This window comes from Sorangium sp. So ce1036, assembly GCF_051369805.1.
Taxonomy (GTDB): Bacteria; Myxococcota_A; Polyangia; order Polyangiales; family Polyangiaceae; genus Sorangium; species Sorangium cellulosum_F.
In genome coordinates, this window is record NZ_JBBMOX010000001.1 from 14,020 (window position 1) to 37,460 (window position 23,441).

General features: G+C 73.6%; 2 protein-coding genes (1 of these 2 running past the window's edge). Both read left to right on the forward strand.

What is annotated here, in order from left to right:
- The coding region annotated (locus WMF31_RS00005; RefSeq protein ID WP_436599988.1) for a type I polyketide synthase crosses the window boundary (this coding region is incomplete at its 5' end): on the forward strand, positions 1-2,550 show 2,550 of its 16,569 nt. Its footprint begins 14,019 nt before the window's first position.
- Positions 2,543-23,440, forward strand: a complete 20,898-nt coding sequence (locus WMF31_RS00010; protein WP_436599989.1) for a type I polyketide synthase — start codon at positions 2,543-2,545, stop codon at positions 23,438-23,440. The genes WMF31_RS00005 and WMF31_RS00010, both read left to right, overlap by 8 nt.
- The last annotated feature ends 1 nt before the right edge of the window (position 23,441 follow it).

The following is a 23,441-nucleotide window of genomic DNA, read 5'->3' on the forward strand; positions in this document are numbered from 1 at the left end:
GGGCTCTACAGCCAGCCCGAGGACGCCGCGCACGAGGCCTCGTGGGTCCAGCACGCGACAGGCGTGCTGACCGACGAGGCGCCGGTCGAGCGTGCCGCGCTCGATGAGCTGCGGACATGGCCGGTGCCGGGCGCCGAGGCGGTGGACCTCACCGGCTTCTACGAGCGCCTGCACGACCGCGGCCTGCAGTACGGCCCGGCCTTCCAGGGCCTGGTGGAGCTGTCGCGCCGAGACGGCACCTTCTACGGCCGCGTCGTGCTGCCCGAGGCCGTTGCGGGCGACGCCGAGGCGTACAACATCCATCCTGCCCTGCTGGACGCTGCGCTGCACACGATGGTCGCAGCCTTCGATGGGGCAGGCGATGACGTGTCGTTGCCCTTCGCCTGGTCGGACGTGATGTTGCACGCCAGCGGGGCGAGCGAGCTCCGGGTCAGGTTCGAGCTGCGGGAGCAAGGGGCCCAGCAGGTCACCGGCGCACTGGCCATCACCGATGCGGCGGGCGAGCCGGTCGCGAGCGTGGCGGCATTGCAGGTGCGCCGCGCCACCGCAGAGCAGGTGCGGGCCGCCACCCGCGTCGGTGCCCGGCACCTGTACCGGGTGGACTTCCAGCCCGTCGCCCTCGCCGAGGTCTCCTCGACAGGGGCCGCCCAGGTCGTGCTCGGCGCCTTGCAGGGGCAGGCGCCGCTGGCGGAAGCGCTGGGCCTCGAGGCGATATCGGAGCTCGACGACGTGCTCGCGCGCATCGAGCGCGGACAGACCCCTGTGCGGGTGATCGTCGACGCGACGTCTGCGGGCCCGAGCCAGCAAGGCCTCGCGGCGTCGGTCCACGAGGCGCAGGGCCTCGCGGCGTCGGTCCACGAGGCGACGGCGCGGGCGCTTCGGTTGCTGCAAGCCTGGATGTCGGAGAGCCGGTTCGAGCCCATCGAGCTCGTGTGGGTGACGCGCGACGCGATCGGCGTCGATGCCGGCGACAGCGTCCAGGCGCTCGCGCACGCCCCGCTCTGGGGGCTCGTCCGCTCCGCGCGCAGCGAGCACCCCGAGCGGCGCCTGCGCTTGCTCGACGTCGATGGGCTCGACGCGCAGCTCGTGCGCCGGGCGCTGGCCACGACGACCGAGCCGGAGCTCTCGCTCCGGGGCGGCGCCGCGCGCGCTGCGCGCCTGGCGCAGGCGCCCCCGGCGGACGAGGCGTCCGCGCCCGCCCGCGCCCTCGACCCCGAAGGCACCGTGCTGGTGACCGGAGGGACAGGCGAGCTCGGACAGGCGCTCGCAGCCCATCTGGTGCGCGAGCACGGGGTGCGGCACCTGCTGCTCACCTCGCGCCGCGGCCTGGCCGCCGCGGGCGCTCCCGAGCTGGTCAAGGCCCTCGCGGCGCTCGGCGCAGAGAGCGTGACGGTGGCGGCGTGCGACACCTCCGACCGGACCGAGCTGGCGAACGCGCTGGCGGCCATCGCCCCCGACCGCCCGCTGACGGCCGTCTTCCACCTCGCCGGCGTGCTCGATGACGGGGTGCTGGCGGCCCAGACGCCCGAGCGGCTCTCGCGGGTGCTGGCGCCCAAGGTCGATGGGGCGCTCCACCTGCACGAGCTGACGCAGCGCCTGCCTCTCGCCGCCTTCGTGCTGTTCTCGTCGATGGCCGGGACGCTCGGGGCAGCGGGGCAAAGCAACTACGCCGCGGCCAACACCTTCCTTGACGCCCTCGCCGCCCATCGCCGCCATCGGGGGCTGCCGGCGATGAGCCTCGCCTGGGGCCTCTGGGCGCAGGCGGGCGTGGGGATGACCGCGCACCTGGGCGGCGCGGAGCTGTCTCGCCTCCGGCGCGCCGGCTTCATCCCCATGTCCGAGCAGCAGGGCCTCCGGCTGCTCGACGCCGCGCTGCTGCGCCCCGAGCCGGTGCTCGTCCCGGTCCACTTCGACCTCGCGCGACTCCAGCGCTCCGCCGACGACTCGGCCGAGCTGCCGGCCCTGCTTCGCGCTCTGGTCCGTCCGGGCCTGCGAAAGGCCTCCTCCGCCGCGCACAAGGCCTCTGCCCTCCGAGAGCGCCTCTCCGCGCTGCACGACGCCAAGCGCCTCGACTTCCTCCTCGACCTCGTCCGCTCCGAGATCGCCGCCGTCCTGGGCCTCGACCGCGGCGAGGCGGTTCCAAGCGCGCAACCCTTGAGAGAGCTGGGAATGGATTCGCTCATGGCCGTGGAAATACGTAATCGGCTTGCGTCGCTGGTCGAGAGCAAGCTTCCGGCAACTCTGCTCTTCGACCATCCATCTGCTGCCCACATCGCGAGGTTCCTGCTGTCCAAGCTCGATAACGGCAACGGCAGACACCACGACGCGAAACGGCCCGAGGATGCCATGTCCGACGACGAAGTCCGGGCGCTCATGCTCGGCCTCTCCATCTCTCGTCTGCGTAGCTCAGGGCTCCTCTCCAGGCTCCTGGAGCTGAGTGGGCCAGCCGAAACCAAGGTCGAGATCTCGGATTTTGATTCCCTTGCTGACGAGCAGCTGGCTTTGCAAGCGTTGCAGATGATTTCGAATTCGGAGGACCTCCATGAGTAACAACTCGAGCACGCCTGCGCTCCGCGAGGCCCTGACCCGTGCCTTGAAGGAGGTCCAGCGACTGCAGGCCCAGCAAGCAGAGCGGCGCTCCGGGCCCATCGCCATCGTGTCGATGGCGTGCCGGCTGCCGGGCGGCATCGCGAGTCCGGAGGACTACTGGCGGCTGCTGTCGGAGGGGCGCGACGCGATCGAGGTGTTCCCGTCGCGGTGGGATGCGTTCTCCATCTACGACCCCGACCCCGAGGCCGTGGGCAAGAGTTATGTTCGAGAAGGAGGATTCCTACGGGACGTCGACCTGTTCGATGCCGGGTTCTTCGGCATCTCGCCGCGCGAGGCGCAGTCGATGGACCCGCAGCAGCGGCTGGTGCTCGAGACGGCGTGGGAGGCGCTGGAGCGGGCGGGGGTGCGCCCCGCGTCGCTGAGCGAGAGCGCCACCGGCGTGTTCCTGGGCGCGATGGGCTCGGATTATGGTGCTCTCCAGGGCAGCGATCTGGAGTCGCTCGACGGGTATCGCGGTACGGGCACCATGGGCAGCGTGATCTCGGGGCGCGTCGCGTACGCGCTCGGCTTGCAGGGCCCGGCGATCACCGTGGATACCGCCTGCTCCTCGTCGCTGGTCGCACTCCACCTGGCCTGCGCGGCCCTGCGACGGGGCGAGTGCGAGCTGGCGCTGGTCGGCGGGGTTGCCGTCATGAGCACGCCCGCAGGCTTTGTGGAGTTCAGCCGCCTGAAAGGCCTGCCGCGCGACGGGCGGTGCAAGAGCTTCTCCGCGCGGGCCGACGGGGCCATCTGGTCCGAGGGGTGCGCGATGCTGGTGCTCAAGCGGCTGTCGGACGCGCAACGCGACGGCGACCGGGTGCTGGCGGTGGTCCGGGGCTCTGCGGTGAACCAGGACGGCCGCAGCCAGGGGCTGACGGCGCCGAACGGGCCGTCGCAGCAGCGGGTGATCCGCCAGGCGCTGTCGTCATGCCGGCTGACGCCGGAGGACATCGACGCGGTGGAGGCGCACGGGACGGGGACGAGCCTGGGCGATCCGATCGAGGCGGGCGCGCTGGCGGAGGTGTTCGGGCCGGGGCGCGCGCCGGAGCGGCCGGTGTACCTGGGGTCGGCGAAGTCGAACCTCGGCCATGCGCAGGCGGCGGCTGGCGTGGCGGGGGTGATGAAGATGGTGCTGGCGATGCAGCACGAGGAGCTGCCGAAGACGCTGCACGCGGAGGAGCCGAGCCCGCACATCGGGTGGGAAGGCAGCGGGCTGTCGCTGCTGCAGCAGGCGCGTCCGTGGCCGCGCGGCGGCCGTGTGCGGCGCGCGGGCGTGTCGTCGTTCGGCATCAGCGGGACCAACGCGCACGTCATCCTCGAGGAGGCGCCGGCGGTCGAGCCGCAGCCGGCCCCGGTGAACGCAGGGCCTCTGCTCGCCTCGTCGGCCCTGCCGCTCGTGCTGTCGGGGCGCGACGAGGCGGCGCTGCGCGCGCAGGCCGAGCGCTGGGCGAGGTGGCTGAAGGAGCGGCCCGGGTATCGCTGGGCCGACGTGGTGAGCGCGGCGGCGCTGCACCGGACGCACTTCGAGGCGCGCGCGGCGGTGCTGGCGGGCAGCGCGGAGGAGGCGGCCGAGGGGCTCTCGGCGCTGGCCGAGGGGCGCGGCCACGCGTCGGTCTCGGTGGGCAAGGCGCGGGCGCCGGGCAAGGTGGTGTTCGTGTTCCCGGGCCAGGGCAGCCAGTGGCTCGGCATGGGCCGGGCGCTGCTGGAGCAATCGCCGGCGTTCGCGGAGGCGGTGGAGGCGTGCGACGCGGCGCTGAAGCGGTGGACGGGCTGGTCGGTGGCGGCGATCCTGCGCGGCGAGCAGGGCGAGGAGGTTCCGCCGTTCACGCGGGTGGACGTGGTGCAGCCTGCGCTGTTCGCGATGAGCGTGGGGCTCGCTGCGGCGTGGCGGTCGCTGGGCGTGGAGCCCGCGGCGGTGGTGGGCCATAGCCAGGGCGAGGTGGCGGCGGCGGTGGTCGCGGGCGCGCTGTCGCTGCAAGACGGGGCGCGGGTGGTGGCGCTGCGCAGCCAGGCGGTGCGCAAGTGCACGGGCAAGGGCGGCATGGTGCTGGTGGAGCGGCCCGTGTCGGAGGTGCAGGGGTACATCGAGCCGTTCGGCGAGGCGCTGTCGATCGCCGCGGTGAACACGGCGAGCTCGACGGTGGTGTCGGGCGACGCGCGGGCGGTCGACGAGCTGGTGGCGAGCTTGCAGGCGAGGGAGGTGTTCTGCCGGAAGGTGAACGTCGACTACGCCTCACACAGCGCGCACATGGATGAGCTGCTGCCGGAGCTCGCATCGCAGCTCGCGTCGCTGGAGCCGAGGCCGTCGACGATACCGTTCTACTCGACGGTGACGGGCGCGCTGCTGCGCGACGAGGCGCTGGACGGGGAGTACTGGTGCCGGAACCTGCGCCTGCCGGTGCGGCTGGACAAGGCGCTGGTAGAGCTCTTGGCCGACGGCCACGGGGTGTTCGTGGAGGTGAGCGCGCACCCGATCCTGGCGATGCCGCTCACGACGGCGTGCGCCGAGGCGCAGGGCGTGGTGGTGGGCAGCCTGCAGCGCGGCGAGGGCGGGCTGTCGCAGCTCAGCGGGACGCTGGGCGCGCTGCACGTGCAGGGGTACGAGGTGGACTGGAAGCGGCTGTTCGGCGGCCAGGACGCGAGGCACGTGGACCTGCCGACGTACGCTTTCCAGCGGCAGCGCTACTGGCTCGAAGCGTCCAAGGCGCGCTCGGACCTGAGCTCGGCTGGCCTGAGGACGGCCGAGCACCCGCTGCTCGGCGCGGCGACCCGGCTGGCGAGCAACGACGGGTATGTAGTGACGAGCCGGCTGTCGCTGCGCGAGCGACCGTGGCTGAGGGATCATGCCGTGTTCGGGAAGGTGCTCTTTCCCGGCACGGGGATGCTGGAGCTAGCGCTGTCGGCGGCGCGCGCGGTGGGCGGCGGCGCGGTCTCGGAGCTGATCCTGGCCGAGCCGCTGGTGCTGAGCGAGACCGAGGCGCGCCGGGTGCAGCTCTCGGTCGAGGCGCCGGACGCGCAGGGCCGGCGCGGCTTCGGGCTGTACAGCCAGCCCGAGGAGGCGCCCGAGGACGCCCCGTGGGTGCAGCACGCAACAGGCACCCTGACGGACGACGTGGCCGTTGATACCGACGCGCCCGACGAGCTCCGGACGTGGCCGGTGCCGGGGGCCGAGGCGGTGGACCTCTCGGGGTTCTACGAGCGGCTCCACGAGCGCGGGCTACAGTATGGCCCGGCGTTCCGCGGGCTGGTCGAGCTGTGGCGACGAGGCGCCTCCTCCTATGGCCGGGTGGTGCTGCCCGAGGCCGTGACGGACGGCGCCGACGAGTACGGCGTGCATCCGGCCCTGCTGGATGCCGCATTGCACACGATCGTCGGGGCGTTCGGTGAGGGGGCAGCGCCGGACGAGGTGTCGTTGCCGTTCGCCTGGTCGGACGTGGAGCTGCACGCCACCGGGGCGAGCGAGCTTCGGGTCAGGTTCGAGCTGCAAGAGCAAGGCGCGCAGCAGCTCACAGGCGGGCTGTTCGTGACCGACGCGGCCGGCGAGCCGGTGGTGCGTGTCGGTGGACTGCAGGTGCGCCGCGCCAACGCCGAGCAGTTGCGGGCGGCGACACGGGCCGGCGGGCAGCACCTGTACCGGGTGGAGTTCCAGCCCGTGAGCTTCACCGAAGCGCTGGCGAGCGGCGCCCAGGTCGTGCTCCGCCTGGCGGACGGCCCGTCGCCCTTGGCCGACGCGCTGGGGGCCGAGGCGGCCGTGACGCTTGAAGACGTGCTCGCCAAGCAGGGCACCTCGGCGCTGGAGCGGGTGGTGGTCGACGCGACGACGGCCACGCTCGGTGACGATGGAGTGCGCACCTCGGCGCACGAGGCGACGCGACAGGCGCTGCTGCTGCTGCAAGCATGGCTGTCGGAGCCCCGGCTCGAGTCGGTGGAGCTCGTGTGGGTCACCCGCAACGCGATCGCGGCCGGCGCGGACGACAGGGTGGACGACCTGGTCCACGCGCCGCTGTGGGGGCTCGTCCGCGCGGCCCGCAACGAGCACCCCGACCGCCGGCTGCGCCTGCTCGACGTCGGGCCCGGGCCGCTCGACGGCGAGCTGCTGGCGCGAGCGCTCGCGACCACGGCGGAGCCGGAGCTCGCGCTGCGGGACGGCGCTGCGCGGGCAGCGCGCCTGGTGCGCGTGCAGCCGGTGGAGGAGCAGGCGACGGCCCGCCCGCTGGACCCGAGCGGCACGGTGCTGGTGACCGGTGGGACGGGGGAGCTGGGCCAGGCGGTCGCCGAGCATCTGGTGCGCGAGCACGGGGCGCGGCATCTGGTGCTGACCTCGCGCCGCGGGCTGGAGGCGCCCGGCGCGCGGGAGCTGCTGGCGTCGCTCGAGCAGCTCGGCGCCGAGACCGTGACGATCGCCGCCTGCGATGTGTCCGACCGGGCGGAGGTGGCGCGCGTGCTGGCCGGCATCGCCCCGGAGCACCCGCTGACGGCGGTATGGCACCTCGCGGGGGTGCTCGACGACGGGATGCTCGCAGCCCAGACGCCCGAGCGGCTCTCGCGGGTGCTCGCGCCGAAGCTCGACGGGTCGCTCCACCTGCACGAGCTGACGCGGGAGCTGTCACTCGCGTCCTTCGTGCTCTTCTCGTCGGCGTCTGGGACGCTCGGGACCGCAGGCCAGAGCAACTATGCCGCGGCCAACGCCTTTCTGGACGCGCTGGCGGCGCATCGCCGTGGCCAGGGGCTTCCGGCGATGAGCCTCGCCTGGGGTCTCTGGACGCAGGCGGGCGTGGGCATGACAGCGCACCTCGGCGAGGCCGAGGTCTCGCGCATGCGGCGCGCGGGGTTCGTGCCGATATCGGCTCAGGAGGGGCTGGCGCTGCTCGATGCGGCGCTGGCGCGCCCCGAAGCGAGCCTCGTGCCGGTGCGCTTCGACCTGGCCAGGCTGCAACGCTCCATCGAGGCGGATGGCGAGCCGCCCGCGCTGCTCCGGGCGCTCGTGCGCCCGGCCCTGCGCAAGGCGTCGTCGGGGTCCAACGAGGCTTCGGCGCTCCGGGAGCGGCTGTCGGCGCTGCCGGAGCCGGAGCGGCTGGACGCGCTGCTCGAGCTGGTGCGGACCGAGGTGGCGCTGGTGGCGGGGCTGCCGCGCGGCAAGGCGGTGCAGCCGGATCAGGTGCTGAGGGAGCTGGGGCTCGACTCGCTGATGGCCGTGCAGCTTCGCAATCGGCTCAGCGCTCGTGCGCAGACGAAGCTGTCAGCGACGCTGGCGTTCGACTACCCGACGCCGCGGGCGATCGCCGAGCTGCTCCTCAAGCAGGCCTTCTCAGGGCAGGAGGCCGCGGCGCCGCGCGCGAAATCGAGGCGAAAGGGGCAAGAGGACGAGCCGATCGCGATCGTGTCGATGGCGTGCCGGCTGCCGGGGGGCGTCGAGAGCCCGGAGGAGTACTGGCGGCTGCTGCTGGAGGGGCGCGACGCGATCGAGGGATTGCCGGGGCGGTGGGACGCGCTGTCGGTCTATGATCCCGATCCGGAGGCGGCGGGCAAGAGCTACGCGCGGGAGGGTGGATTCCTGCGGGACATCGACCTGTTCGATGCCGGGTTCTTCGGCATCTCGCCGCGCGAGGCGCAGTCGATGGACCCGCAGCAACGGCTGGTGCTGGAGACGGCGTGGGAGGCGCTGGAGCGGGCGGGCGTGCGTCCCTCCGAGGTGAGCGGGAGCGCCACCGGCGTGTACCTGGGCTCGATGGGCTCCGACTACGGTTCTCTGCAGGGTGGCGGTCTGGAGTCCATGGACGGGTACCGGGGCACGGGCAGCGCGGGCAGCGTGATCTCGGGCCGGGTGGCGTATGTGCTGGGCCTGCAAGGCCCGGCGATGACCGTGGACACGGCCTGCTCCTCGTCGCTGGTCGCGCTTCACCTGGCCTGCACGGCCTTGCGGCAGGGCGAGTGCGACATGGCGCTTGCCGGCGGGGTCACGGTCATGAGCACCCCGGCGCTGTTCGTGGAGTTCAGTCGATTGAAGGGGATGGCGCCGGACGGTCGATGCAAGAGCTTCTCCGCGCAGGCCGATGGCGCCGGCTGGGCCGAGGGGTGCGGGGTGCTGGTGCTCAAGCGGTTGTCGGACGCGCAGCGCGACGGCGATCGGGTGCTGGCGGTGGTCCGGGGCTCTGCGGTGAACCAGGACGGCCGCAGCCAGGGATTCACTGCCCCGAATGGGCCGTCGCAACAGCGGGTGATCCGTCAGGCGCTGTCGTCGTGCCGGCTGACGCCGGAGGACATCGACGCGGTGGAGGCGCACGGGACGGGGACGGGCCTCGGCGATCCGATCGAGGCGGGCGCGCTGGCGGAGGTGTTCGGGCCGGGGCGCGCGCCGGAGCGGCCGGTGTACCTGGGGTCGTCGAAGTCCAACCTCGGCCATGCGCAGGCGGCGGCGGGCGTGGCGGGGGTGATGAAGATGGTGCTGGCGATGCAGCACGAGGTGCTGCCGAGGACGCTGCACGCGGAGGAGCCGAGCCCGCACGTCGCGTGGGAAGGCAGCGGGCTGTCGCTGCTGCAGCAGGCGCATCCGTGGCCGCGCGGCGGCCGCGTGCGGCGCGCGGGCGTGTCGTCGTTCGGCATCAGCGGGACCAACGCGCACGTCATCCTCGAGGAGGCGCCGCCGGCCAAGCCGCCGCGGGTGGTGATCGACATGGTCCCGGCGCAGACGCCGCCCGTGCTGCCGCTCGTGCTCTCAGGGCGAGACGAGGCAGCGCTGCGCGGGCAGGCCGAGCGCTGGGCGCGGTGGCTGGCGGCGCCTTCGGAGCACGGCTGGGCCGACGTGGTGAGCGCAGCGGCGCTGACGCGTGTGCACTTCGAGGCGCGCGCGGCGGTGGCGGCGGGCAGCGCGGAGGAGGCGGCCGAGGGGCTCTCGGCGCTGGCCGAGGGGCGAGCGCACAAGGCGGTGGTGCAGGGCGCGGCGGCCCGTGGCGGCAAGCTCGCGGTGCTGTTCACCGGCCAGGGCAGCCAGCGGCCGGGGATGGGCAAAGGCCTTTACGAGGCCTACCCGGTCTTCCGCCAGGCGCTCGATGCGGTGTGCGAGGCGCTGGACGCGCACCTGGACCAGCCGCTGCGGGCGGTGATGTTCGCGGAGGCGGGCAGCGAGCTCGGGGCGCTGCTGGAGCAGACGTCGTGGACCCAGCCTGCGCTGTTCGCGCTGGAGGTGGCGCTCTTCCGGCAGTGGCAGGCCTGGGGTGTGCAGGCTTCGGTGCTGGCGGGCCACTCGATCGGGGAGCTGAGCGCGGCGCACGTGTCGGGCATGCTGAGCCTGAGCGACGCGGCGCGGCTCGTCTGCGCCCGCGGTCGGCTGATGCAGGCGTGCGAGCCGGGCGGGGCGATGGTGTCGATCGAGGCGTCGGAGGCGGAGGTGGCGCCGGCGCTGGCGGAGTTTGCGGGCCGGGTGGACATCGCGGCGCTCAACGGCCCGCGCCAGACGGTGATCAGCGGCGACGCGGAGGCTGTGCAGGCGCTCTCGGCGCGCTTCGAGGTGCTGGGCCGGCGGACGCGGCGGCTGCGCGTCTCGCACGCGTTCCACAGCGCGCACATGGACAGCATGCTCGCGGCGTTCGAGGAGGAGGCGGAGCGCTGCGAGTTCCTGGCGCCGCGGATCCCGCTCGTCAGCCACGTCGACGGCGCGGCGGCCGACGAGGCCGCGCTGAGGACCCCCGCGTACTGGGTGCGGCAGGTCCGGAAGGCGGTGCGCTTCGCCGATGCGATGAGGTCGCTGCAGGAGCAGGGCGTGGGCAGCTACCTGGAGTGCGGGCCCGACGGGGTGCTGGCGGCGATGGGGGCCGCGTGCCTGGCCGAGGGGGCCGAGGGCGTGTTCGTGGCGAGCCTGCGCAAGGACCAGGAGGAAGCGCGCTCGCTGGTGACGGCGCTGGGCCAGCTCCACGTGCACGGCCACGCGCTCGACTGGAAGCAGGTGCTGGCGGGGTACCCCGCGCGGCGCGTGGACCTGCCGACGTACGCCTTCCAGCGGCAGCGCTACTGGCTGGATGCGCCCAAGCCGCCGGTGGGCGCCGGGGGAGCGTCGGAGTCGGAGCGGGCGCTGTGGGAAGCCGTGGAGGAGGGCAAGGGCGAAGGCGTCGCCGAGCTGCTCGCGCTGCCGGACGAGGTGCGCGGCAACGTCAGTCCGCTGCTGCCGTACCTTGCGGCGTGGCGCCATCGCAACGAGGCCGAGGCCGCGGTCGGAAGCTGGCTGTATGAGGAAGCGTGGAGACGCGAAGCCACGGCCGCGAGCGGCGGCGTGGGGCTGAGCGGGAGATGGCTGCTGGTGGCAGGGGCAGCGGGCGAAGGGCTGGCGAAGCAGGTCACCGAGGTGCTGGGCGGGGCAGGTGCGGAGGTGGTCCGGCTGGAGCCGAGTCAGGACCGAGCGCAGCTCGCGGCCGCGCTGAAGGCGCAGGAGCCGGTGAGCGGGGTGGTGTCGCTGACGGCCCTGGACGAGGAGAGCGCGCCGGAGCGTCCGCAGCGGGAGCGCGGGCTGCATCAATCGCTGACGCTGGCGCAGGCGCTGGGCGACGCGGGGATCGGGGCGCCGCTGTGGCTGCTGACCCAGGGTGCGGTGGCGGTGGATGATGCGGACGAGCTGACGCACCCGTCGCAGGCGCTGGTGTGGGGGCTGGGGCGCGTGGTGGCGCTGGAGCACGCGGGTCGGTGGGGTGGGCTCGTGGACGTGCCAGCCGAGCTGGACGTGGGTGCAGCGCAGCAGTTGCGGGCGACGCTGGCGAGCCAGGACGAGGAGGACCAGGTGGCGATCCGGCGCGGCGGCCGGTTCGTGAGGCGCCTGGTGCGGGTGCGGCCGCAGGCCCGCAAGGCGAGCTGGAAGGTGAGAGGGACGGTGCTGGTCACCGGCGGCGTGGGGGGGCTGGGGGCGCACCTGGCCCGCTGGCTGGCGGAGCGTGGAGCCGAGCACCTCGTGCTGACCTCGCGGCGTGGCGCTGACGCCCCCGGCGCGGCCGAGCTGCGCGAGGAGCTGGTCGGTCGTGGCGTGCGGGTGACGCTGGCGGCGTGCGACGTGTCGGAGCGCGAGCAGGTCGAAGCGCTGCTGGCGATGGTGGAGCAGGACGAGGCGCCGCTGCGCGCGGTGGCGCACCTGGCCGGAGTGGTTCGGCGCACGCCGCTGGCGGAGCTGGCCGCGGAGCAGGTGGCCGACGAGCTGGGCGCGAAGGTCGGCGGGGCGTGGCACCTGCACGAGCTGCTCGAAGGGCGGGAGCTGGACGCGTTCGTGATGTACGGCAGCATCGCGGGGCTGTGGGGCTCCGGGGCGCAGGGGGCCTACAGCGCGGCCAATGCGGCGCTCGATGCGCTGGCGCGGCATCGCCGGCAAAAGGGGCTCGCGGCGACGGTGCTGCACTGGGGGCCGTGGGCGGAAGGAGGGATGGTCAACGGCGAGGCCGAGGAGCACCTGAGGCTGCGGGGCCTTGCGTCGATGGCGCCCGACAAGGCGCTTGCGTGCCTGGAGCTGGTGCTGCGCGCGGGCAGCACGTCGGTCGGCGTGGCGGACGTGGACTGGTCGCGGTTCGTGGCGACGTTCTGCGCGGCGCGGCGGCGGCCGCTGCTCGAGGGCATCGAGCAGGTCGTTCAGCAGCTGGAGAGCAGCCGCCGGACGCAGGTGGCCGGGGATAGCTCGCTGCAGCAGCAGCTGCGCAGCTTGCCGGAGGCGCAGCGGTACCGACACGTGCGCGACCTCATCGCGGCGGAGACGGCCGCGGTGCTGCGTGTGAATGACCCAGGTACGCTCGATCCGCACCGGGGCTTGCTGGATCTGGGGCTGGATTCGCTCATGGCCGTGGAGCTGACCAGGCGGCTGCGGGAGCGCAGCGGGCTGGCCATCCCCAGCACGCTGGTGTTCGACCATCCGACGCTGGACGCGGCGGCGCGGTGGCTGCTGGAGCAGCTGACCCCGGGGCGGCCGCAGGCCCGGGAGAGCGAGGTCGGTGAGAGCGAGGTCCGCGCAGGTATCGACGCGAGCGAGCCGATGGCGATCGTGGGCGTGGGGCTGCGCATGCCGGGCGGCGCCCGGGACCTGGACGGCCTGTGGTCGCTGCTGGCCGAAGAGCGCGACACGCTGCGCCTGATCCCGCCGGAGCGCTTCGACGTCCAGGCGCTGTACGACGCCGATCCGGACGCCAAGGGCAAGACGTACGTGCGACACGCGTCGCTGATGGAGGACGTGGCCTCGTTCGACGCGTCGTTCTTCGGGATCAGCCCGCGCGAGGCGGAGCCGATGGACCCCCAGCAGCGATTGCTGCTGGAGACGGCGTGGAACGCGCTGGAGGACGCGGGCGTGCGCGCCGACCAGCTGAGAGGCTCGGACACGGGCGTGTTCGTGGGCGTCGCGCCGAGCGAGTACGCCCATTACCGCGGAGCGAGCGCGAAGGAGGACGCGTACGCGCTGACGGGGACGGCGCTGAGCTTCTCCGCCGGACGGGTGGCGTACCACCTGGGGCTGCAGGGCCCCGCGGTGTCGGTGGACACGGCGTGCAGCTCGTCGCTGGTCGCGCTGCACCTGGCGTGCGAAGCGCTGCGCCGAGGCGATTGCGCCATGGCGCTGGCCGCGGGAGTCCAGGTGATCGCCGACCCGTCGGGGTTCGTGCTGCTGTCGCGCACGCGCGCGGTATCGGCCGACGGTCGTTGCAAGACGTTCTCCGAGGCAGCCGACGGCTATGGCCGGGGCGAGGGCGTGGCGGTGGTGGTGCTGATGCGGCTGTCCGACGCGCAGGCGCAAGGCAAGCGGGTGCTGGGGCTGGTGCGCGGTACGGCGGTCAACCAGGACGGGGCCAGCAGCGGCATCACCGCGCCCAACGGCACCGCGCAGCAGAAGGTGCTGCGGGCGGCGCTGCGGCACGCGGGCCTGCGGCCGGCGGACATCGATGTGGTCGAGTGCCATGGGACCGGGACCTCGCTGGGCGACCCGATCGAGGTCCAGGCGCTCGGCGCGGTGTACGGCCAGGGGCGCGACGCGAAGCGGCCGCTGCTGCTCGGGGCGATCAAGAGCAACATCGGTCACCTGGAGTCGGCGTCGGGGCTGGCCGGCCTGTGCAAGGTGCTGGCGGCGTTCCGCCACGAGGCGCTGCCGGCGACGCTGCACAGCGCGCCGCGCAACACGAAGATCCCCTGGGAGAGCCTGCCCGTGCAGGTGGTGGATCGATTGACGCCATGGCCCCGACGTCAGGATGGCCAGCCGCGTCGAGCGGGCGTGTCGTCGTTCGGCATCAGCGGGACCAACGCGCATGTCATCCTCGAGGAGGCGCCGCCTGCCAAGCCGCCGCGGACGGTGGTTGAGGTGACCTCGTGGGCGCCCGTGCTGCCGCTCGTGCTGTCAGGGCGAGACGAGGCGGCGCTGCGCGCGCAGGCCGAGCGCTGGGCGAGGTGGCTGGCGGCGCCTTCGGAGCACGGCTGGGCGGATGTGGTGAGTGCAGCGGCGCTGACGCGTGTGCACTTCGAGGCGCGCGCGGCGGTGGCGGCGGGCAGCGCGGAGGAGGCGGCCGAGGGGCTCTCGGCGCTGGCCGAGGGGCGAGCGCACAAGGCGGTGGTGCTGGCAGCGGCGGCCCGTGACGGCAAGCTCGCGGTGCTGTTCACCGGCCAGGGCAGCCAGCGGCCGGGGATGGGCAAAGGCCTTTACGAGGCCTACCCGGTCTTCCGCCAGGCGCTCGATGCGGTGTGCGAGGCGCTGGACGCGCACCTGGACCAGCCGCTGCGGACGGTGATGTTCGCGGAGGCGGACAGCGAGCTCGGAGCGCTGCTGGAGCAGACGTCGTGGACCCAGCCTGCGCTGTTCGCGCTGGAGGTGGCGCTCTTCCGGCAGTGGCAGGCCTGGGGCGTGCAGGCTTCCGTGCTGGCGGGCCACTCGATCGGGGAGCTGAGCGCGGCGCATGTGTCGGGCATGCTGAGCCTGAGCGACGCGGCGCGGCTCGTCTGCGCCCGCGGGCGGCTGATGCAGGCGTGCGAGCCGGGCGGGGTGATGGTGTCGCTCGAGGCGTCGGAGGCGGAGGTGGCGCCGGCGCTGGCGGAGTTCGCGGGGCGCGTGGACATCGCGGCCATCAACGGCCCGCGCCAGACGGTGATCAGCGGCGACGCGGAGGCTGTGCAGGCGCTCTCGGCGCGCTTCGAGGTGCTGGGCCGGCGGACGCGGCGGCTGCGCGTCTCGCACGCGTTCCACAGCGCGCACATGGACAGCATGCTCGCGGCGTTCGAGGAGGAGGCGGAGCGCTGCGAGTTCCTGGCGCCGCGGATCCCGCTCGTCAGCCACGTCGACGGCGCGCCGGCCGACGAGGCCACGCTGAGGACCCCCGCGTACTGGGTGCGGCAGGTCCGGAAGGCGGTGCGCTTCGCCGATGCGATGAGGTCGCTGCAGGAGCATGGCGTGGGCAGCTACCTGGAGTGCGGGCCCGACGGGGTGCTGGCGGCGATGGGGGCCGCGTGCCTGGCCGAGGGGACAGAGGGCGTGTTCGTGGCGAGCCTGCGCAAGGACCAGGAGGAAGCGCGCTCGCTGGTGACGGCGCTGGGCCAGCTTCACGTGCACGGCCACGAGCTCGACTGGAAACAGGTGCTGGCGGGGTACCCCGCGCGGCACGTGGACCTGCCGACGTACGCCTTCCAGGGGCAGCGCTACTGGCTCGACGCGCCCAAGGTCGGCGCCGACGTGAGCGCTGCGGGGCTGCGGCCTGCGGAGCACCCGCTGCTGGGCGCGGCGACGCGGCTGGCGGACAGCGACGGAGCCCTGTTCACGAGCCGGCTGTCGCTCGGCGAGCAGCCGTGGCTGCGGGATCACGCGGTCTACGGCAATGTGCTGTTCCCAGGCACGGGCATGCTCGAGCTCGCCCTCGCCGCCGCGCGCGCCACGGGCAACCGCGCCGTCTCGGAGCTCGTGCTGGCAGAGCCGCTGGTGCTGAGCGAGGCCGAGGCGCGCCGGGTCCAGCTCTCGGTCGAGGCGCCTGGCGCGCAAGGTCGCCGCGGCTTCGGGCTCTACAGCCAGCCCGAGGACGCCGCGCACGAGGCCTCGTGGGTCCAGCACGCGACAGGCGTGCTGACCGACGAGGCGCCGGTCGAGCGTGCCGCGCTCGATGAGCTGCGGACATGGCCGGTGCCGGGCGCCGAGGCGGTGGACCTCACCGGCTTCTACGAGCGCCTGCACGACCGCGGCCTGCAGTACGGCCCGGCCTTCCAGGGCCTGGTGGAGCTGTCGCGCCGAGACGGCACCTTCTACGGCCGCGTCGTGCTGCCCGAGGCCGTTGCGGGCGACGCCGAGGCGTACAACATCCATCCTGCCCTGCTGGATGCTGCGCTGCACACGATGGTCGCAGCCTTCGATGGGGCAGGCGATGACGTGTCGTTGCCCTTCGCCTGGTCGGACGTGATGTTGCACGCCAGCGGGGCGAGCGAGCTCCGGGTCAGGTTCGAGCTGCGAGAGCAAGGGGCCCAGCAGGTCACCGGCGCACTGGCCATCACCGATGCGGCGGGCGAGCCGGTCGCGAGCGTGGCGGCATTGCAGGTGCGCCGCGCCACCGCAGAGCAGGTGCGGGCCGCCACCCGCGTCGGTGCCCGGCACCTGTACCGGGTGGACTTCCAGCCCGTCGCCCTCGCCGAGGTCTCCTCGACAGGGGCCGCCCAGGTCGTGCTCGGCGCCTTGCAGGGGCAGGCGCCGCTGGCGGAAGCGCTGGGCCTCGAGGCGATATCGGAGCTCGACGACGTGCTCGCGCGCATCGAGCGCGGACAGACCCCTGTGCGGGTGATCGTCGACGCGACGTCTGCGGGCCCGAGCCAGCAAGGCCTCGCGGCGTCGGTCCACGAGGCGACGGCGCGGGCGCTTCGGTTGCTGCAAGCCTGGATGTCGGAGAGCCGGTTCGAGCCCATCGAGCTCGTGTGGGTGACGCGCGACGCGATCGGCGTCGATGCCGGCGACAGCGTCCAGGCGCTCGCGCACGCCCCGCTCTGGGGGCTCGTCCGCTCCGCGCGCAGCGAGCACCCCGAGCGGCGCCTGCGCTTGCTCGACGTCGATGGGCTCGACGCGCAGCTCGTGCGCCGGGCGCTGGCCACGACGACCGAGCCGGAGCTCTCGCTCCGGGGCGGCGCCGCGCGCGCTGCGCGCCTGGCGCAGGCGCCCCCGGCGGACGAGGCGTCCGCGCCCGCCCGCGCCCTCGACCCCGAAGGCACCGTGCTGGTGACCGGAGGGACAGGCGAGCTCGGACAGGCGCTCGCAGCCCATCTGGTGCGCGAGCACGGGGTGCGGCACCTGCTGCTCACCTCGCGCCGCGGCCTGGCCGCCGCGGGCGCTCCCGAGCTGGTCAAGGCCCTCGCGGCGCTCGGCGCAGAGAGCGTGACGGTGGCGGCGTGCGACACCTCCGACCGGACCGAGCTGGCGAACGCGCTGGCGGCCATCGCCCCCGACCGCCCGCTGACGGCCGTCTTCCACCTCGCCGGCGTGCTCGATGACGGGGTGCTGGCGGCCCAGACGCCCGAGCGGCTCTCGCGGGTGCTGGCGCCCAAGGTCGATGGGGCGCTCCACCTGCACGAGCTGACGCAGCGCCTGCCTCTCGCCGCCTTCGTGCTGTTCTCGTCGATGGCCGGGACGCTCGGGGCAGCGGGGCAAAGCAACTACGCCGCGGCCAACACCTTCCTTGACGCCCTCGCCGCCCATCGCCGCCATCGGGGGCTGCCGGCGATGAGCCTCGCCTGGGGCCTCTGGGCGCAGGCGGGCGTGGGGATGACCGCGCACCTGGGCGGCGCGGAGCTGTCTCGCCTCCGGCGCGCCGGCTTCATCCCCATGTCCGAGCAGCAGGGCCTCCGGCTGCTCGACGCCGCGCTGCTGCGCCCCGAGCCGGTGCTCGTCCCGGTCCACTTCGACCTCGCGCGACTCCAGCGCTCCGCCGACGACTCGGCCGAGCTGCCGGCCCTGCTTCGCGCTCTGGTCCGTCCGGGCCTGCGAAAGGCCTCCTCCGCCGCGCACAAGGCCTCTGCCCTCCGAGAGCGCCTCTCCGCGCTGCACGACGCCAAGCGCCTCGACTTCCTCCTCGACCTCGTCCGCTCCGAGATCGCCGCCGTCCTGGGCCTCGACCGCGGCGAGGCGGTGAAACCCGAGCAGGTGCTGAAGGAGCTGGGGCTCGATTCGCTGCTGGCAGTGGAGCTGCGCAATCGCCTGAGCGCTCGGTCCCAGACGACCCTGCCTGCCACGCTGGCCTTCGACTACCCGACGCCGCGCGCGATCGCGGAGCTGCTCCTGAAGCAGGCCTTCTCGGAGCTCCACGACGCAGCGCTGCGCCCGCGGTCGCAATCCGGGAAGCAGGATGATGAGCTCATCGCCATCGTATCGATGGCGTGTCGGCTGCCGGGCGGCATCGCGAGTCCGGAGGACTACTGGCGGCTGCTGTCGGAGGGGCGCGACGCGATCGAGGTGTTCCCGTCTCGGTGGGATGCGTTCTCGGTCTATGACCCTGATCCGGAGGCCGTGGGCAAGAGCTATGTGCGCGAAGGCGGCTTTTTGCGAGATATCGACCTTTTTGACGCGGCGTTCTTCGGCATCTCGCCGCGCGAGGCGGAGTCGATGGACCCGCAGCAGCGGCTGGTGCTGGAGACGGCGTGGGAAGCGCTGGAGCGGGCAGGGGTGCGCCCCGCGTCGCTGAGCGAGAGCGCCACCGGCGTGTACCTGGGCTGGATGGGCTCAGATTACGGCGCGATGCACGGCGGCGACCTGGAGTCGCTCAACGGGTATCGCGGCACGGGCAGCGCAGCCAGCGTGATCTCGGGCCGCATCGCGTACGCGCTCGGCTTGCAGGGCCCGGCGATGACCGTGGACACGGCCTGCTCCTCGTCGCTGGTGACGCTGCACCTGGCCTGCGCGGCCCTGCGTCAGGGCGAGTGCGATCTGGCCCTGACCGGCGGGGTCACGGTCATGACCACCCCTGCGAGCTATGTGGAGTTCAGCCGCCTGAAAGGCCTGCCGCGCGACGGGCGGTGCAAGAGCTTTTCTGCGCGGGCCGACGGGGCCATCTGGTCCGAGGGGTGCGCGATGCTGGTGCTCAAGCGGCTGTCGGACGCGCAACGCGACGGCGACCGGGTGCTGGCGGTGGTCCGGGGCTCTGCGGTGAACCAGGACGGCCGCAGCCAGGGGCTGACGGCGCCGAACGGGCCGTCGCAGCAGCGGGTGATCCGTCAGGCGCTGTCGTCGTGCCGGCTGACGCCGGAGGACATCGACGCGGTGGAGGCGCACGGGACGGGGACGAGCCTGGGCGATCCGATCGAGGCGGGCGCGCTGGCGGAGGTGTTCGGGCCGGGGCGCGCGCCGGAGCGGCCGGTGTACCTGGGATCGGCGAAGTCCAACCTCGGCCATGCGCAGGCGGCGGCTGGCGTGGCGGGGGTGATGAAGATGGTGCTGGCGATGCAGCACGAGGAGCTGCCGAAGACGCTGCACGCGGAGGAGCCGAGCCCGCACGTCGCGTGGGAAGGCAGCGGGCTGTCGCTGCTGCAGCAGGCGCATCCGTGGCCGCGCGGCGGCCGTGTGCGGCGCGCGGGCGTGTCGTCGTTCGGCATCAGCGGGACCAACGCGCACGTCATCCTCGAGGAGGCGCCGGCGGCCGAACCGAAGCCGGCGCCGGCGGAGACAGGGCCTCTGCTCGCCTCGTCGGCCTTGCCGCTCGTGCTGTCGGGGCGCGACGAGGCGGCGCTGCGCGCGCAGGCCGAGCGCTGGGCGAGGTGGCTGAAGGAGCGGCCCGGGTATCGCTGGGCCGACGTGGTGAGCGCGGCGGCGCTGCACCGGACGCACTTCGAGGCGCGCGCGGCGGTGCTGGCGGGCAGCGCGGAGGAGGCGGCCGAGGGGCTCTCGGCGCTGGCCGAGGGGCGCGGCCACGCGTCGGTCTCGGTGGGCAAGGCGCGGGTGCCGGGCAAGGTGGTGTTCGTGTTCCCGGGCCAGGGCAGCCAGTGGCTCGGGATGGGCCGGGCGCTGCTGGAGCAATCGGCGGCGTTCGCGGAGGCGGTGGAGGCGTGTGACGCGGCGCTGAAGCGGTGGACGGGCTGGTCGGTGGCGGCGATCCTGCGCGGCGAGCAGGGCGAGGAGCTTCCGCCGTTCACGCGGGTGGACGTGGTGCAGCCTGCGCTGTTCGCGATGAGCGTGGGGCTCGCGGCGGCGTGGCGGTCGCTGGGCGTGGAGCCCGCGGCGGTGGTGGGGCACAGCCAGGGCGAGGTGGCGGCGGCGGTGATCGCGGGCGCGCTGCCGCTGCAAGACGGGGCGCGGGTGGTGGCGCTGCGCAGCCAGGCGGTGCGCAAGTGCGCGGGCAAGGGCGGCATGGTGCTGGTGGAGCGGCCCGTGTCGGAGGTGCAGGGGTACATCGAGCGGTTCGGCGAGGCGCTGTCGATCGCCGCGGTGAACACGGCGAGCTCGACGGTGGTGTCGGGCGACGCGCGGGCGGTCGACGAGCTGGTGGCGAGCTTGCAGGCGAGGGAGGTGTTCTGCCGGAAGGTGAACGTCGACTACGCCTCACACAGCGCGCACATGGATGAGCTGCTGCCGGAGCTCGCATCGCAGCTCGCGTCGTTGGAGCCGAGGCCGTCGACGATACCGTTCTACTCGACGGTGACGGGCGCGCTGCTGCGCGACGACGAGGCGCTGGACGGGGAGTACTGGTGCCGGAACCTGCGCCTGCCGGTGCGGCTGGACAAGGCGCTGGTGGAGCTCTTGGCCGACGGCCACGGGGTGTTCGTGGAGGTGAGCGCGCACCCGATCCTGGCGATGCCGCTCACGACGGCGTGCGCCGAGGCGCAGGGCGTGGTGGTGGGCAGCCTGCAGCGCGGCGAGGGCGGGCTGTCGCAGCTCAGCGGGACGCTGGGCGCGCTGCACGTGCAGGGGTACGAGGTGGACTGGAAGCGGCTGTTCGGCGGCCAGGACGCGAGGCACGTGGACCTGCCGACATACGCTTTCCAGCGGCAGCGCTACTGGCTCGAAGCGTCCAAGGCGCGCTCGGACCTGAGCTCGGCTGGCCTGAGGACGGCCGAGCACCCGCTGCTCGGCGCGGCGACGCGGGTGGCGGACACCGACGGCTACCTGTTCACAGGCCGGCTGTCGTTGCGCGAGCGGCCGTGGCTGAGGGATCATGCCGTGTTCGGGAAGGTGCTCTTTCCCGGCACGGGGATGCTGGAGCTAGCGCTGACGGCGGCGCGGGCGGTGGGCGGCGGCGCGGTCTCGGAGCTGATCCTGGCCGAGCCGCTGGTGTTGAGCGAGACCGAGGCGCGCCGGGTGCAGCTCTCGGTCGAGGCGCCGGACGCGCAGGGCCGGCGCGGCTTCGGGCTGTACAGCCAGCCCGAGGAGGCGCCCGAGGACGCCCCGTGGGTGCAGCACGCAACAGGCACCCTGACGGACGGCGCATTCGACGGAGCGAGCGACGACGACGCGCTCGACGAGCTCCGGACGTGGCCCGTGCCCGGAGCCGAGGCGGTGGACCTCTCGGGGTTCTACGAGCGGCTCGAGGCGCGCGGGTTACAGTATGGCCCGGCGTTCCGCGGGCTGATCGAGCTGTGGCGGCGAGGCGCTGCTTACTATGGCCGGGTGATGCTGCCCGAGGCCGCGACGGACGGCGCAGAGGCATTCGGCATCCACCCGGCTTTGCTCGATGCGGTGCTGCACACGATGGTCGCCGCATTGGCTGGCGGCTCGGGAGCCGATGAGGTGTCGTTGCCGTTCGCCTGGTCGGACGTGGAGCTGCACGCCACCGGGGCGAGCGAGCTTCGGGTCAGGTTCGAGCTGCAAGAGCAAGGCGCGCAGCAGCTCACAGGCGGGCTGTTCGTGGCCGACGCGGCCGGCGAGCCCGTGGTGCGTGTCGGTGGACTGCAGGTGCGCCGCGCCAACGCCGAGCAGTTGCGGGCGGCGACACGGGCCGGCGGACAGCACCTGTACCGGGTGGAGTTCCAGCCCGTGAGCTTCACCGAAGCGCTGGCGAGCGGCGCCCAGGTCGTGCTCCGCCTGGCGGACGGCCCGTCGCCCTTGGCCGACGCGCTGGGGGCCGAGGCGGCCGTGACGCTTGAAGGCGTGCTCGCCAAGCTCGAGCAGGGCACCTCGGCGCTGGAGCGGGTGGTGGTCGACGCGACCGCGGAGGGCGCGCGGAACGACGGTGTGATCTCGTCGGCGCGCGAGGCGACGCGACAGGCGCTCTCGCTGCTGCAAGCGTGGCTGTCGGAGCGACGGCTCGAGTCGGTGGAGCTCGTGTGGGTCACCCGCAACGCGATCGCGGCCGGCGCGGACGACAGGGTCGACGACCTGGTCCACGCGCCGCTGTGGGGGCTCGTCCGCGCGGCCCGCAACGAGCACCCCGACCGCCGGCTGCGCCTGCTCGACGTCGGGCCCGGGCCGCTCGACGGCGAGCTGCTGGCGCGAGCGCTCGCGACCATGGCGGAGCCGGAGCTCGCGCTGCGGGACGGCGCTGCGCGGGCAGCGCGCCTGGTGCGCGTGCAGCCGGTGGAGGAGCAGGCGACGGCCCGCCCGCTGGACCCGAGCGGCACGGTGCTGGTGACCGGTGGGACGGGGGAGCTGGGCCAGGCGGTCGCCGAGCATCTGGTGCGCGAGCACGGGGCGCGGCATCTGGTGCTGACCTCGCGCCGCGGGCTGGAGGCGCCCGGCGCGCGGGAGCTGCTGGCGTCGCTCGAGCAGCTCGGCGCCGAGACCGTGACGATCGCCGCCTGCGATGTGTCCGACCGGGCGGAGGTGGCGCGCGTGCTGGCCGGCATCGCCCCGGAGCACCCGCTGACGGCGGTATGGCACCTCGCGGGTGTGCTCGACGACGGTGTGCTCGCGGCCCAGACGCCCGAGCGGCTCTCGCGGGTGCTCGCGCCGAAGCTCGACGGGTCGCTCCACCTGCACGAGCTGACGCGGGAGCTGTCACTCGCGTCCTTCGTGCTCTTCTCGTCGGCGTCTGGGACGCTCGGGACCGCAGGCCAGAGCAACTATGCCGCGGCCAACGCCTTCCTGGACGCGCTGGCGGCGCATCGCCGTGGCCAGGGGCTTCCGGCGATGAGCCTCGCCTGGGGTCTCTGGACGCAGGCGGGCGTGGGCATGACAGCGCACCTCGGCGAGGCCGAGGTCTCGCGCATGCGGCGCGCGGGGTTCGTGCCGATATCGGCTCAGGAGGGGCTGGCGCTGCTCGATGCGGCGCTGGCGCGCCCCGAAGCGAGCCTCGTGCCGGTGCGCTTCGACCTGGCCAGGCTGCAACGCTCCATCGAGGCGAACGGCGAGCCGCCCGCGCTGCTCCGGGCGCTCGTGCGCCCGGCCCTGCGCAAGGCGTCGTCGGCGACCCAGAAAGCGTCGGCGCTCCTCGAGCGGCTCTCGGCGCTGCCGGAGCCGGAGCGGCTGGACGCGCTGCTCGAGCTGGTGCGGACCGAGATCGCCTTGGTGGTCGGGTTGCCCCGCGGCGAGGCGGTGCAGCCGGATCAGGTGCTGAAGGATCTCGGGCTCGACTCACGCATGGCCGTGGAGCTCCGCAATCGGCTCAGCGCCCAGGCGCAGACCGCCCTGCCGGCGACGCTGGCGTTCGACTACCCGACGCCGCAGGCCATCGCGAAGCTCCTCAACAGCCGACTCGTGCCGGCCGCCTCGGCGCAAGACGCCTCCCCGGCCGATCCCGAGCAGATGTTGAAATGGGTGCTCAAGCGTATCTCTGCGACCCAGATGCACGAGGCCGGCCTGCTTCAGCGACTCTTTCTGCTGGCCCAAACGAAGGGCGAGCCGGCGAGCGTCGTCGACGGAAACGGCGCCAACGGAGACCTCGTGCACGAAGAGGGCGACTCGCTTCCGCAGAACCTGACATTGCAAGAGATTGACAGCAAGCTCGACGCCATCCTGGAACAGTGAA